Source organism: Apilactobacillus ozensis DSM 23829 = JCM 17196 (genome assembly GCF_001435995.1).
Taxonomy (GTDB): Bacteria; Bacillota; Bacilli; order Lactobacillales; family Lactobacillaceae; genus Apilactobacillus; species Apilactobacillus ozensis.
The window spans coordinates 144,585-159,170 of record NZ_AYYQ01000036.1; the positions used below are offsets into that span (position 1 = coordinate 144,585).

The 14,586-nt window shown below is 33.0% G+C and carries 12 protein-coding genes; 3 read left to right on the forward strand and 9 right to left on the reverse strand.

Going from position 1 to position 14,586, the window contains the following annotated elements; translation table 11 throughout:
• The 9 genes from FD06_RS07410 to FD06_RS07450 all read right to left on the reverse strand — a co-directional run.
• Nucleotides 1-935: MFS transporter (locus FD06_RS07410; protein WP_202812978.1), on the reverse strand; the 935-nt coding region annotated here is incomplete at its 3' end.
• A gap of 14 nt (nucleotides 936-949) precedes the next feature.
• Complete coding sequence (locus tag FD06_RS07415) at nucleotides 950-1,384, reverse strand: MarR family winged helix-turn-helix transcriptional regulator (RefSeq protein ID WP_056967135.1); 435 nt, start codon at nucleotides 1,382-1,384, stop codon at nucleotides 950-952.
• 137 nt (nucleotides 1,385-1,521) lie between these two features.
• On the reverse strand, nucleotides 1,522-3,096 hold the full coding sequence (locus tag FD06_RS07420) for an ABC transporter ATP-binding protein (RefSeq protein ID WP_056967137.1): 1,575 nt from the start codon (nucleotides 3,094-3,096) through the stop codon (nucleotides 1,522-1,524).
• Between the two features lie 483 nt (nucleotides 3,097-3,579).
• The gene (gene pepT, locus FD06_RS07425; RefSeq protein WP_056967139.1) at nucleotides 3,580-4,821 is read right to left on the reverse strand and encodes a peptidase T; all 1,242 of its coding nucleotides are present in this window, start codon (nucleotides 4,819-4,821) and stop codon (nucleotides 3,580-3,582) included.
• 15 nt (nucleotides 4,822-4,836) lie between these two features.
• A complete protein-coding gene (locus FD06_RS07430) occupies nucleotides 4,837-6,489 on the reverse strand; it encodes a peptide ABC transporter substrate-binding protein (RefSeq protein WP_056967141.1) in 1,653 nt (550 codons plus the stop codon).
• A gap of 21 nt (nucleotides 6,490-6,510) precedes the next feature.
• Nucleotides 6,511-7,677 (reverse strand): ArgE/DapE family deacylase, encoded by a 1,167-nt coding sequence (locus FD06_RS07435; RefSeq protein ID WP_056967143.1) that lies wholly within the window; start codon nucleotides 7,675-7,677, stop codon nucleotides 6,511-6,513.
• A 15-nt stretch (nucleotides 7,678-7,692) separates the two neighbouring features.
• A complete protein-coding gene (locus FD06_RS07440; protein ID WP_056967145.1) occupies nucleotides 7,693-8,382 on the reverse strand; it encodes a methionine ABC transporter permease in 690 nt (229 codons plus the stop codon).
• 14 nt (nucleotides 8,383-8,396) lie between these two features.
• Nucleotides 8,397-9,446: a methionine ABC transporter ATP-binding protein gene (locus tag FD06_RS07445; protein WP_056967147.1), complete on the reverse strand. Its 1,050-nt coding sequence runs from the start codon at nucleotides 9,444-9,446 to the stop codon at nucleotides 8,397-8,399.
• A gap of 20 nt (nucleotides 9,447-9,466) precedes the next feature.
• On the reverse strand, nucleotides 9,467-10,279 hold the full coding sequence (locus FD06_RS07450) for a MetQ/NlpA family ABC transporter substrate-binding protein (RefSeq protein WP_056967150.1): 813 nt from the start codon (nucleotides 10,277-10,279) through the stop codon (nucleotides 9,467-9,469).
• Nucleotides 10,280-10,869: 590 nt separating this feature from the next.
• Between FD06_RS07450 and FD06_RS07455 the strand changes: the two genes are divergently transcribed.
• The 3 genes from FD06_RS07455 to FD06_RS07465 all read left to right on the forward strand — a co-directional run.
• Nucleotides 10,870-12,312 carry an APC family permease gene (locus tag FD06_RS07455; RefSeq protein ID WP_054658099.1) on the forward strand — a complete coding sequence of 481 codons (1,443 nt, stop codon included), beginning with the start codon at nucleotides 10,870-10,872 and terminating at the stop codon, nucleotides 12,310-12,312.
• A 35-nt stretch (nucleotides 12,313-12,347) separates the two neighbouring features.
• Nucleotides 12,348-13,700 carry an aspartate aminotransferase family protein gene (locus tag FD06_RS07460; RefSeq protein WP_056967157.1) on the forward strand — a complete coding sequence of 451 codons (1,353 nt, stop codon included), beginning with the start codon at nucleotides 12,348-12,350 and terminating at the stop codon, nucleotides 13,698-13,700.
• A gap of 65 nt (nucleotides 13,701-13,765) precedes the next feature.
• Nucleotides 13,766-14,586, forward strand: an 821-nt coding sequence (locus tag FD06_RS07465) for an MFS transporter (protein WP_056967151.1), incomplete at its 3' end; no start/stop codon positions are given.

Sequence of the window (14,586 nt, forward strand, 5' to 3'; positions counted from 1 at the left end):
GCTCCTGGTAACATTACAATACCAGTTTCTAATGCTGAAACTTTAGTCACGTTTTGAAGGTATAGTGGTAAAATCAGTTCAATTCCAACTAATGCGATGTTACTAAGTGTACTGAGCACAGTATTTAAGTTGAAATTACCATTTTTAAATATTTCGATGTTTACTAGTGGATTACTGATATTCTTTTGTCTTTTAACAAAAAGGTAAAGCATTAAAGCACCAATTACAACTAAAATAATGCTAGAAATAGTTATCTTACCTTGTTCACCGACTTTAGAAAGTACATATAATATTGCTCCAAAACCAACTACTGATTCTAAAAATGATAACCAATCTAGTTTAGTTTTACGAGTATTAATTAAGTCGCGGGCAAAAACCAAAGCCAAACCGATGACAAATATTGATGCGACAGCTGGGATGATAAACAACATATGCCAGCTGTAATGTTGCAAAATAATTCCTGCTAGTGATGGACCCACGGCTGGTCCTAATCCGACAACTAGACCAGTTAAACCCAGCGCCATTCCACGTTTTTCAGGTGGGAACATTACTAACATAATATTTTGTACGAATGGCATCATTGAACCAGCTGCAATGGCTTGGATTAAACGTCCAATTAGTAACATTGGAAAGTTCATTGCTAATGCACTGACTAGTGAACCAATGAAGAAAATGGTCAACATCCCTACATAATTCATACGCGTATTAAAATTATTAAATACCCAAGATGAAATTGGAATCATTAGTCCTACGACTAATAAAAATCCAGTTGAAAGCCATTGGGCTAGTGATTGACTAATTTGGAAGCTATCCATGATAGTTACTAAAGCGTTATTTAAAAAAGTTTCAGAAAGTAAACCGATGAAAGATCCAGCTAAAAAGATACCCATTAATAAGGTACGATTGTAGCTCTTCCCTTTAATATCTGTATTCATTTGTTAGATACCCCTTACTGTAGATTGTTAATTATTTGTTGATTAATTCTCTGTAAAGTTTGTATGTCTTCTGAGCTTAGCCCTTTAGTTGCTTTTGTTAAAGTAGTGTTTATAATATTTTCAAATTTTTGTTTATTTTCTTCCAATAGTTTTAACCCACCAGTAGATAATACAACTTGAATTTGTCGTCTATCGGTTGGAATCGGCTTAGTTTTAACAAAGCCTAGCTTTATTAGCCTTTTAATAATGCCACGGGTAGTAGAGTGGCTTATTTTGAGATTTTTTTCAATATCAACCTGTTTATTAACCTTATTAAGATGCTCATACAAATAAAGTAGTACGACAACTTGGTTACTAGTTAGGTTTTTATTGATTTGACCGGTTAGATTATCAAGTGTTTTAGTTAATAAAATATCAGCAATTTTTAAACTTGGTACAAAATTTTCCAATATATATCAACTCCTTTCGATAATATGTACCTTACTACAGTTTATTAAAAAAGTAAAGTAATAAAATTAACGTTTAATTTTATACAATTAAAAAGAGCTATTGTAAATATTTATACAACAGCTCTTTGCATTCTTTATTATTTAGTTATTAATTTATTAAAATCTAGAAAATGGTTAAATCTATTAATGATTTTTTCATCGTTAACGTGTGAAACCACAATTAAAGTGTTTTTAGGATTATTTTGCCATTTAAATATTAATTCCCAAAATTTGTTACTAGTTATTGCATCTAAATTAGCAGTTGGTTCATCAAATATTAGGGTTGATGATTTTGATAACAATCCACGCAATAATAATACTCTCCTTTTCTGCCCAGTAGATAATGTATCAATTGAAGTTTTATCTAAAATCGGCTTAGATAATAAATTTAGGCAATAATTATATTCTTTTTCGGTAGGAATTTTATCAAAAAAAATATTATTTATAACCGTATCATTAAATAATGTGTTACTAGCAGAAATCATTTTTATATTAGTAAAAACATCGTTTCGACAATTATTATCAATAATTTTGTTATCATATAAAATTGTTCCTGACTGAAATGGTAATAATCCTGTGATGGATTTTAAGAAAACAGATTTTCCTAAACCACTTTGGCCTTTGATAATATAACTATTGCCAGCTTCAAACTGAATATTACCATATTCAATTAAATTATGTTTTAAACGGACTTTTAGATTATTAACAGTTAAATGATTATTAAATTGAATCTTTGGTTTTTTATGACCTGGGGTAATTGCACCTTTTAATTCTTCCCGAACAGTAATTGAGCTATTAATTGATGATAAATTTTTTGATAGTGACAAAATAGGCATACTTAGTTGGTCAACTAATCCTAATAAGGTTACGGCCGTTCCAATTTTAATTGAACCTTTAAAAATTAAAACCATTGAAATAGATAGAACCGTAAAATTAGAAAAGTAGGAAATAAATGAATATGAAACGTTTAAAATGAATTGAAAATTACGTGAATCTTGCCTTTCATCACGTTCTTTGGATAGTTCATGGTTAATCTTTTTAAAGAAAAATTCGTGAACGTGAAAAATGTGTAGCTGGCTTAAATTATTCAAAATATTTTCGTATCTTTTTAAATTATTACCTAATTTATCAATATAAATTTTGTTCATTTTAGCAATTTTATTTTTAAATAATTTTGTCATGAAGAGTGGCAAAATCATTAAAACAAAAAGAACAATTGCGATAATTATATTTACGAATAATAGTGAAGTTAACACGAAAATCATTCTAAGAATCCAATAAATGTTATCAAACCAAGCTCCATAATAAGCATATTCTAAACTACTAACTGAATTAGAGATTAGTTGGGTTGTTTTTTTACTGTCAAATTCTCGATTGTGGTTAGTAAAATGCATAGCATTGCTAATGATTTTTGTCTTCAATTCATAAAACGAATTGGATATTAAATAGCTATCGTATCTCCACTCAACATAATAAAACGCGACCTCAATTGTCATTGAAATAAAGAATACTATGATTTGAATTGTCAATTCATGACCATTTTGATCAATAGCGTTATTAACCATATTTCCCTTTATGAATTGAATTGCAGTTGCCATTCCGGTTGAGATAACCATGATTATGCATAGGACAATAATCTTACGATTTTTAATATTAAATATGAAATTTTCCACTCATAAGCCTTCTTAATATTTTTATTTTTAAATAAGAATAATTTTTACGCATTAAATTATCGAAAATCCTTTTATTAATCAATACATAAAAAATATTGTTTTTTAGGCAAAATGAACAGAATAAATCACATGGTTTCTTGTTATAATATTCTGTCCATATGTACATTACGTAATTTTTCCATAAGTAAATCCTCCTTGTAAATATTGCTTTTTAGTATAGCATATTTCTTATTAAATTAAAAAAAGATTAATTTTACATTAGATATAATGAGTATAATGTTTATTGATGTTAGTTGTTAGCTGAATGATATTTAAATAATTTTAACGAAATGGTAAATCAAAATTTTAATTTTAGGATTAAAAAACGTATCACACGAAACGACTTAGCTGTAATTTAGTAAATAAAAAGGCATTCTTACTATGAAGTACATTAAAAATTAGTTTAAAGCTACTTTTTTAATACATTTCATTTTAAGAATGCTTTTAATTATTAAAGTGGTTAATAATAATAGTTTTGATAGTGTTGTAAGTTAATAACATGTTTTCGGTTGTTATAAATTCATAAGGGCCATGGAAGTTTTCACCACCATTAAAAAGGTTTGGGGTAGGAATACCTTTTTTACTAATGAAATTTCCATCGGTTCCACCTCTAAAGGGATGGATATTGGGAGTTAAATTTAAGTCATGATAAGACTTAAGCACTAAATCTACAATGTATGGATTCTTTTGAATAAACGAATAGATATTTTCATACTGATTTCGTAAAGATAAGTTAATTCGATGAGGATAAACTTCAGATATCTCTTTTATAATTTGTTTCAAAAGTTCTTTTTTTCGAATAAAGTTCTCATTATCAAAATCTCTAACTATAATGTTAATATTTACTTCACTAATAGATCCTTGAAAACTAGTTACTAGAAAGAAACCATCACGGCCTTTACTATTTTCAGGTACTTCATTCTTAGGCAACTTACTTATTATTTCATTAGCAATTGTAATTGCATTAACCATTGTCTTATAGGCGTTACCGGGATGAACAGCGGTTCCTTTTATGGTGACTTTAGATTGTGCAGCATTAAAAGTTTCCGGTTCGATTTGACCAGGTAAACCATTATCCAGTGTGTATGCGAAACTCACTGGAAACTTACTTACATTAAATCTTTTTGCTCCTAAACCAATTTCTTCATCTGGTCCAAACGCAAAACTAACTTCACCATGCTTTTTACTAGGGTTGTCTATAAAATACTTGATGGTTGTAACAGCTGCAGCAATTCCAGCTTTGTCATCTACACCCAATAAGGTAGTACCATCGCTAGTAATTAGTGTTTGACCAATGTAGTTTTTTAGGTGGGGGAATTCAACATTAGTTAGTCTAATATTTTTTGCTTTGTTTAGTAAAATATCTTTGCCATCATAATTTCTATGAACTAACGGCTTTATATTATCTGCTGGAAAATCCGCGGTGTCTAAATGCGCAACGAATCCAATCGGTGCAACATCTTTATTAGAATTATTGGGTAAAGTTGCCACAACATATCCGTCAATTTCATCGTAGACTACATTGCCACATCCCATTTCTTTTAGGTCGTTATAAATTATTTTGGCTAAATGAGTTTGTCCCACGGTTGAAGGAATTTTATTACTGTTTTCATCAGAACGAGTATTGATTTTGGCATATTTAATAAATGTCTTTTCAATAAAATTATAACAAGTTTCTTTCGTCATATTACTAATCACGCCTTACTTGCTAATATATGCATTTTTCCAGTCGTATGGGACTCCGGCTGGATTGTACACAACATCTTTTACATTTGCACGTAGTAGTTGTGGTTTTGCTACTTGATATAGTGGAATGGTACCTTGTTCATTCATTAAAATTTGTTCAGCTTTAATCAGATTATTCCAACGTTTTTCAGGTTGGTTACCATATTTGTTTTCGGCATCGACCAATAGCTTATCAAAAGTTTTATTTTTCCATCCACTATGGTTGTAGGAGGAATTACTTTCATACACATCTAGATAGTTAATAGGGTCGGCAAAAACTGATTGCCATGATTTTGTAGTAGCTTCATAATCACCTGAATTTTGTCTAGTAATTAATTGAACAAAAGGCACACTAGTAATGGATACAGACACTCCAGGTAACTTTTGCAAAGCACTTTGAAGATATTCAACAGTTGATTTACTACTATCAGTATCGGAAGTTAAAATGTTAAATTTTAATGTGTTAGTTCCGGTATTCTTATAGCCCTTTTGGAGTAAAGTTTTAGCTAGTTTTAAATTATATTCAGATGTGTTTTTGACATACGATTCATTATCAAAACTTGTGTTATTTTTGGGGTTTTTACCCATTCCAGCAGGTACAAAGCCCTTAGATGGTTTAGAACCATCTTGCAAAATATCTTTAGTCAGGGCATTACGATCAATTGCTAGTGAAATAGCCTTACGAATATCTAAATTTTTAAATGCTTTGATTTTGTTTTGATTTAAGTCTAGCCTAGAAGTTGCTGTAGGCAACCTTTGAACTAATTCTTTATTTTTTAAATTGTTTTTAACTTGTTGACCACTTAGTAAAGTTTCGTCTACCTTATTGGCAGTATAAAGGTTGTAGCTAGTAGTAGTGCTAGGCGTAGCAATCTCATTAATTTTTGTTAAATGAACATTTTTTTGGTCCCAGTATTTGTTGTTTTTAACGAACGACCACTGCTTATTTGTTCCAGTCCACCCACTAAGTTTAAATGGGCCGTTAGAAACAGTATATTTCGCTTGTGTACCATATTTATTACCATATTTATTTACAGCACTTTGGTTAATAGGGAAAAATAGTGGCCACGCTAATAACTTATTTAAGTAACTAACTGGATGGGTTAAGTTCAATTCTAACGTGTAATCATCAATAGCTTTAACACCTAATGAACTAATTGGCTTTTTGCCAGCATTAATATCAGATGCATTAACAATCGGATATAAGTAAAAAGCATCTTGTGAAGCAGTCTTAGGATTAACGGTTCTTTGCCAGCTGTAAACAAAGTCTTTAGCAGTAACAGGTTGTCCATTTGACCATTTAACGTTTTTTCTTAAATGAAATACATATTTTTTACCATTTTTTGATACATCAGTTTTTAAAGCCAAAGCGTTTTGAGGCTTACCATTTTTATCCAGACGATATAATCCTTCTTGAGTGTTTAATAGGACGTTAAAGCTAAGTGTATCCGTAGCTTTAGATGCGTCAATTGTTGAGATATTGGAACTTTCTGTCCAATTAAGTGTTTGATTGCCGGCGTATTTACCATGTGATTTTTTGTTAGCTTGCTGGTTATTTCCGCAGGCAGTTAAAAACACTGATGTTCCAACTATAGTAATAGACGTAATTAAAGTTTGTAGTTTGTTCATACACTTCCTCCTTAGATGTTTTTAACTCAGGTATTTAATAGCTATTTTTTTGTACACTTCAATAAAGTTGAAGTATGATGGCAAATCTATATATTCGTTAGTTTGATGAGCAGTATTATTACCTGGACCGAATACGATTGCTGATAATTTAGAATTACGATTTGTAAATTGAGAAGCATCGGTCCCCATTGACAACGACTTAATAGGTAAATTTTCACCAGTTACCTTATTGAAGGTTTCACGACTTACTTTAATAATTTCTGAATTTTTATCGGTTTTAACAGGATTACCACTAAAATTAACCTTTAATTTGAAATTATTTTGATGGCCTGAATGATTTAATTTGTTAACCAAATTTTTGATTTTATCGATGATTTTTTCATTCGATAATTGTGGAATCGTACGTACCATTACTTGTTGATAAGCATAGTCTGGAATTGAATTTACCTGTTGACCGCCACGGAAAATGTCTGGGGTGTAAATAGTTGAACCGAGTTCTTTATCACGTTCGGTAAATCCTTTAAATAACTGTTTTTCAGTGTTTCGATAGTTGATTAAATTTTCAATTGCATCAATTCCCTTTTCTGGTGTAGAGCTATGGGCAGCTTTACCGAAACTTTCAACTGTATAAATTAAAGCTCCCTTATGGGCATTTACTAAATAATGTTGATTATTTTGCTCAATTCCAAGTCCAGTGGGCTCGCCTAAAATGACAGCATCTAGGTCATCGACATACCCCAATTTAGCTAAATGATTCGCTCCACCTTGAGTTAATTCCTCAGAAATAGTAGCTAAAAAACGTAAGGTACCATGTAAAGTCTGATTTTCAGTATGCAGCTCAATTAATGCAACTACCATTGCAGCTAAGCCCGCCTTCATATCAGTTACGCCACGACCGTATAGCCGATTATCTTTGATGGTGGCTTCAAAAGGATTGAATTCCCACTTATTCAAATTGCCTTCATGTACAGTATCTTCATGTCCGGCAAAAGCTAATTTAGGTCCCTTATGATGACCAATTTGAGCGACTAAGTTATCTCGACCATCGAATTGTGGGATGAGCTTATTTTTAACACCATATTGATTAAATAATTTACTTAAGTATTTAGCGACTTCACCTTCATTGCTTGCAACGGTCTTAATATTGACTAACTGTTTTAATATTTTGAGCCGATTATTTCTATCCATTATGGTTCATCCCTTTTAGCTAAAATTCTCATGGTCAGTAGCCTTGGCTAGAATGTCTCCAACTATTTGAATGATAAACACCAAAATTAAAATTAAAATAAGTGATACAAAGGTAACATCATTTTGGAAACGTTCATATCCAATCATAACTGCTAAATTACCAAGACCACCACCACCAACGGTACCAGCCATGGCAGTTAGGCCGATTAAACTAATTAAAGTTAAAACTGATGATCGAATGATTTGTGATAGGCCTTCTTTTAAATAGACTCTAAAAATAATGCCCAGTCTAGATGACCCCATAGCAGCGGCAGCTTCAATAATTCCGTAGTCAACATCTAACAAGGCATTTTGAATTTGGCGCGCATAAAATGGGATTACAGCAATTATTAACGGAACGATAGCGGCTGTGGTTCCAATGGCAGTTCCTACTACAATTCTTGTGAAGGGTGCAATGACAGCTAGTAAAACAATGAATGGGATTGAACGAAATAGGTTGACAATTTTATCTAACACATTGTAAAAAGGTCTGTTCTCAGCAATTCCATCTGGACCGGTTACGACTAATAAAACACCAACGATTAAACCAATAATTCCACCAATGATTGCGGTTAAAATAGTCATATATAACGTTTCCCAAGTGGCTTGGATAAAATCCGGAATAGAATTAGCGACGTTGGGCAAATATTTCGATATAAGATTCATTGACGGTCCCTCCTTTATTTAACATTAATGTTTTCAAAGTTAATTTCTTTCAAACTAATTTGATTATCTAGTAGATACTTTTTCACTGCGTCAATTGATTGTAGTTGTCCTTCAATGGCAACGATTAAATTACCTAGGGGGGTGCCCTGAATAAATTCAATGTTTCCATAAATGATGCTGGCGGAAAGATTAAATTTATTGTACAAATCAATGATGAAGGGATGCTCGGCAGATTCACCTAAGTAGGTCAGTTGAAAAAGTCGTCTTGCATGAGCTAACTCTTTAAACTTTGCTTGCTTACTAAGTGTTTCAATAGCGTTAGTGGAGTTATTAGTAGTATTAATAAAATCTTTGGTGAGTTTGTTTTGGGGATTACTAAAAATTTCTAAAATGTTATTTTTTTCAACAACTTTGCCTGCATTCATTACGGCTACTTTGTTACATAATGACTTTACAACTTCCATTTCATGTGTGATTAGTACGATAGTAACGCCTAATTCACGATTGATTTTTTTAAGCAATTGTAGAATTTCTTGAGTTGTTTTGGGGTCTAAAGCACTAGTTGCCTCATCACTAACTAAGATACTAGGATTATTAGCTAAGGCCCGAGCAATTGCGACTCGTTGCTTTTGCCCACCAGATAGTTGAGCTGGATAGGCATTTTCTTTCCCAGTTAAACCAACTAAATTGAGCAACTTTTGTACACGTGCATGTCGATTCTTTGTATCAGTATTGAACATTGGATAATATACGTTATCCGCAATCGTTCTGGAGTTCATTAAATTAAAGTGTTGAAAAATGAACCCTACTTTATGCCTTAATTCACGTAACTGACGGCCTTTTATTTTACCTATGTCTTTGTTTTCAACAATTACTTGCCCTTTAGTTGGCACTTGTAAACGATTGATTACCCTAACTAGCGTACTTTTTCCGGCTCCGGAATAACCTACAATGCCGTAAATATCGCCTTTATTAATGTCTAACGAAACATCTTTAACTGCTTCAAGCGTTTTGTCTTTTTGCTTAAAAGTGATATTAATATTTTTGAAACTAATCTGAGGCATAATTTATTCCTCCTTTATTCTTACCATTTAGCATCCCAAGCTGGAATATATTGACCTTTGTAGACTTTAGCAATTCGTTTTTTGTTAGCTTCAGATTGGTATGCTTTAACAATTTCTTGATATTCTTTTTTGTTTTTTTCGTCTTTATTAGCAGCAATTAAATTAATATATGGAGCAGAATCTTTGTTTACTTTTTCTTTGTAGATAACATCTTTAGCATTCAAGTTAGCATCTAAAGCATATCCAGCATTTACAATCGCACCGTCTTGATCACTGAGGGAACGTGGAGTTTGTGCAGCGTTCAATGGGTTTAGTTTTAAGTTAAGTTTGTTAGAAGTAACGTCTTTAACTGTTGGTAACGGAGTGTTTTTAAGAGTTATCAGCCCCGCACTCTTTAATAGATATAAGGCACGTCCTTCGTTAGTAGGGTCATTTGGTAGTGAAATGGATGCACCTTTTTTAAGTCCTTGAATGTTTTTGACTTTAGTTGAATATAAAGCTAGTGGTGAGAAGAAAGTTTTACCAATTGAAACGATATTTGATTGGTGTGCTTTATTCCAATTATCTAAGAATGCTTCATGTTGGAATGAATTCAAATCAACTTCATGATTTTGTAAAGCTGCATTAGGTTGGGAATAATCAGAAAATGATACTAATTGCAAGTTGATATTTTTCTTTTTCAAATCTTGAGCAATTGGTTGCCAAATTCGTTTATCACCACCCATAATTCCAATTTTGATGGTCTTACCGGAGTTACCACAACCGGCTAATACAGTTAGTGGTAGTAATAATAAAATGCTGATGCCGACAATAATTTTTGTGATTTTTTTCATAAAAAATCGCTCCTTTAAAATATATTTATAAACATGAGAAAATAAAAAAACTCCGTCCCTAGACTTAATCTAGAAACGGAGTTCCGTGTTACCATTCTAATTTGATAATAGCTTACACTACTATCCTCACTTAACGTCTGTAAACAAACGTGTGCAATTAATAATGGTTGCCACCCCATCACTGTTTAAATATCAACAGTGCCAAATCACAGGCCATATTCGTCATATTCGAATCGATCTACTCACAGCAAAATGTAGATTTTCTGAACCATCTAGTAATGATTACTCTCCTGATTATCTTGTTTATTTTCTGTATTTATTAACTTGTCTAATATAATACAGCGTTTTTAATCAAAGTCAACACTAAAACTAATCTTTTTTTAATCTAAAATATACTTTTTAACTTTTCTACATTATATATCAACTAACAACTTTATTAATATTACATTTAAGATATAAGTTAAATTAGAAAAAGATTAGAAAGTACATTGACATTCTCATTAAAAGTGCGGTAATATTACGTAAATCCAAATTTTATGTTTTCATACATATTAACTTTTGGGAAAGTAACGAAAATAGGAGTGATGTTTATGAGTCGTTTAACCGACAAGATGTTCCGTAAGGAAGACCCGAATGTTTATGAAAGTAAGGATTCGCATTTAGTCAGAAGTTTAAAAACTAAGGACTTCCTAGCTTTAGGAGTTGGAACCATCGTATCCACCGCTATTTTTACGCTACCAGGGGTGGTAGCTGCTCAACATGCTGGCCCTGCCGTAGCTTTATCTTTCTTGGTAGCAGCGATTGTTGCTGGAATTGTAGCTTTTGCTTATGCGGAAATGTCATCAGCGATGCCATTTGCCGGTTCAGCATATTCTTGGATTAACGTTGTCTTTGGTGAATTTTGGGGATGGATAGCCGGATGGGCTTTGCTAGCTGAATACTTTATTGCGGTGGCCTTTGTGGCTTCTGGATTGTCAGCTAACTTTCAAGGCTTAATTGCCCCGTTAGGATTTAAATTACCAGGGAGTTTATCTGGTGCCTCAACTGGATCTAACGGTGGTTTAGTTGATTTATTTGTTGTAATCATTGTTATCATGGTAGCCCTTTTGCTTTCCAAAGGTGCTTCACAAACTGCACGAGTGGAAAATACTTTAGTAGTTTTAAAAGTGTTAGCCGTTTTGACTTTTATTGTAATTGGTTTCACTGCTATTAAAGCTAGTAACTACACACCATTTATTCCTAAATACCATCCAAATCCAGATGGTTCAGCCTTTGGTGGTTGGCAAGGAATTTATGCTGGAGTTTCAGAAATCTTTTTAGCATACATTGGGTTTGACTCAATTGCAGCTAACTCAGCTGAAGCTAAAAACCCCGGTAAAACTATGCCACGTGGAATTTTAGGTTCACTGATTATCGCAGTAGTATTATTCGTAGCGGTATCGTTAGTACTAGTTGGAATGTTCCATTACACTAATTATGCTAATAATGCTGAACCAGTGGGCTGGGCTTTACGTAATAGTGGCCACGCTATGGTTGCAACAATTGTTCAAGCTGTAGCAGTTGTAGGAATGTTTACCGCTTTGATTGGTATGATGTTAGCCGGATCTAGATTACTTTACTCATTTGGTCGTGACGGCCTACTACCTAAATCATTGGGTCAATTGAAAAACAATTTGCCAAATCGAGCATTGTTAGTATTAACAATTATCGGAATTCTATTAGGTGCATTTTTCCCATTTGCATTCTTAGCGCAACTAATTTCTGCTGGAACTTTGATTGCTTTTATGTTTGTTTCAATTGGTATCTATGCCCTACGTCGTCGTGAAGGTAAAGATTTGCCAAATCCTAAGTTTAAAATGCCTTTTTATCCAGTATTACCAGCTTTAGGCTTTCTAGGTTCACTAGGAGTTTTCTGGGGACTAGATTCTCAAGCTAAAATTTATTCATTAGGCTGGTTCGTATTTGGCATGATAATCTACTTCGCTTATGGAATTAGACATTCTAATGCTACAACTAGAACTCATAAAAAATGATTATTTAAGTATTGAAATACAGGTTGGTGATTTTTATTAATAAATTAACAAAAGCAAAAAAACTCGTTCAAGAAGAAAGTCAATATTATGCACGTTCTGCAAGGATTAATTATTATGATTTAGTAATTGATCACGCACACGGAGCGACATTAGTTGATGTTGATGATAATGAGTATATTGATTTATTAGCTAGTGCCTCTGCTATTAATGTGGGACACACCCATGAAAATGTAGTCAAGGCAATTAGCGAACAAGCCAAAAAGTTAATTCACTATACGCCAGCTTATTTTCATCATGTGCCCGAAATTGATTTAGCTCAAAAATTAGTTGAGATTGCTCCTGGTAATTCAGAAAAAATGGTCAGCTTTGGTAATTCAGGTTCTGATGCTAATGATGCAATTATTAAATTTTCTAGAGCCTATACTAACCGACAATACATTGTTTCGTATATGGGCTCTTATCATGGTTCCACTTACGGTTCACAGACCCTTTCAGGAACTAGTTTGAATATGACTAGAAACATGGGGCCAATGTTACCAGGAGTGGTACACGTCCCCTACCCTGATTTATATCGCCGGTATGCAGGCGAAACTGAGCATGATGTAGCGGTACGTTGCTTTAACGAATTTAAAAAACCTTTTGAATCGTTTTTGCCAGCCGATGAAACTGCCTGTGTATTAATTGAACCCATCCAAGGCGATGGTGGCATTGTTAAGCCCCCTGAAGAATATATGCAACTAGTTTATAAATTTTGCCGTGAAAATGGAATATTGTTTGCGGTGGATGAAGTTAATCAAGGTTTAGGCCGAACTGGTAAGATGTGGGGAATCCAACAATATTCTGACATCGAGCCTGACTTAATGTCAGTAGGTAAATCATTAGCTTCCGGCTTGCCCCTTAGTGCAGTTATTGGTAAAAAAGAAATTATACAAAGCCTAGATGCCCCTGCCCATCTCTTTACTACATCTGGTAATCCAATTTGTGCGGCAGCCGCTTTAGCCACTATTAAAACCATTGAAGATGAAAAATTAGCTGAAAAATCAGCTGTTGATGGTGCTTATGCTAAGCAAAGATTCTTAGATATGCAAAAACGACATCCGATGATTGGCGATGTTCGCATGTGGGGATTAAATGGTGGCATTGAACTGGTTAAAGATTCGGATACTAAAGAGCCGGATAAAGATGCTGCTACTAAGGTCATTTACTATGCGTTCAACCATGGTGTAGTTATTATTACATTAGCTGGTAACATTTTAAGATTCCAGCCACCCTTGGTAATTACTAGAGAACAACTCGATACGGCGTTACAAGTTTTAGACGATGCTTTTACAGCAGTTGAAAATGATGAAGTAACATTGCCAAAAAGTGATAAAAAAATTGGTTGGTAACTTTAAAAAGCTAGTTCTTAATTACTTTAGAACTAGCTTTTTTACATAATAAGGGGTAGATTAAAATGGGAATGTTAAAAAATCGTGCAGTTTGGGCCTTAACAGGTGGTGACATTTTTGAAACTTTAGGTATTAGTGTTTTTAACATAATTCTATTAATGTATGCTAAAGAATTTACGAATGCCAAGTTAATGATTACGTTAGTTTCAATTGGTAGTATTTTAACAGGGATTTTATCAGTATTTATTGGGCGTTTATCAGATTGTGTGCATCACAAAAGTAGATATTTAGTTTTAACTAAGTTTATACAAGCAGGAATGTATATTCTACTTGCTAATATTATTGACGAACGTACGGAGATAATTATGCTAATAATTATTTTAATTAATATTTTGTCAGACTGTATTGGTTCATACAATGGCGGATTACGACTAGTCATTATGAAAAATAAAATTCCAGCTAGTTATCGTCAACAAGTAATCGGTTTAAATCAAAGTACTGGAGCGCTACTACAACCAGTAGGTCAGGCAATCGGTGTAGCCATCTTAGGTGCTACACATGATTACGCCTTAGCCGGTTATGTTAATGCCTTTACATTTATTATTGCCGCGGTAATTTTAATGGTGGGGTATAGCCACATTAAAACAGTGGTTCCACCCGCTAAATTACTCCATGCCAAAGGATTTTTATTTAAAAATATTAAAACAATATTGAATCGTAGTTCAGGGATGAGCGTAGTGCCCTTTTTAGCAACTATCATGTTGATAAACTCGATTGGTTCAGCTCTAGATACAGTATTAAATTTATTTTTATTGACGAATGAACATATAACTAGTCTATCTTTTGGGATTGAAATATTGATTGTGACAATTGTATTTATGGCTGG

Coding starts and splice junctions, on each gene's coding strand:
- pepT (WP_056967139.1), bottom strand. CDS start 4,821: ATGACGAAAGAAACTTGTTATAATTTTATTGAAAAGACATTTATTAAA.
- FD06_RS07430 (WP_056967141.1), bottom strand. CDS start 6,489: ATGAACAAACTACAAACTTTAATTACGTCTATTACTATAGTTGGAACA.
- FD06_RS07435 (WP_056967143.1), bottom strand. CDS start 7,677: ATGGATAGAAATAATCGGCTCAAAATATTAAAACAGTTAGTCAATATT.
- FD06_RS07440 (WP_056967145.1), bottom strand. CDS start 8,382: ATGAATCTTATATCGAAATATTTGCCCAACGTCGCTAATTCTATTCCG.
- FD06_RS07445 (WP_056967147.1), bottom strand. CDS start 9,446: ATGCCTCAGATTAGTTTCAAAAATATTAATATCACTTTTAAGCAAAAA.
- FD06_RS07450 (WP_056967150.1), bottom strand. CDS start 10,279: ATGAAAAAAATCACAAAAATTATTGTCGGCATCAGCATTTTATTATTA.
- FD06_RS07455 (WP_054658099.1), top strand. CDS start 10,870: ATGAGTCGTTTAACCGACAAGATGTTCCGTAAGGAAGACCCGAATGTT.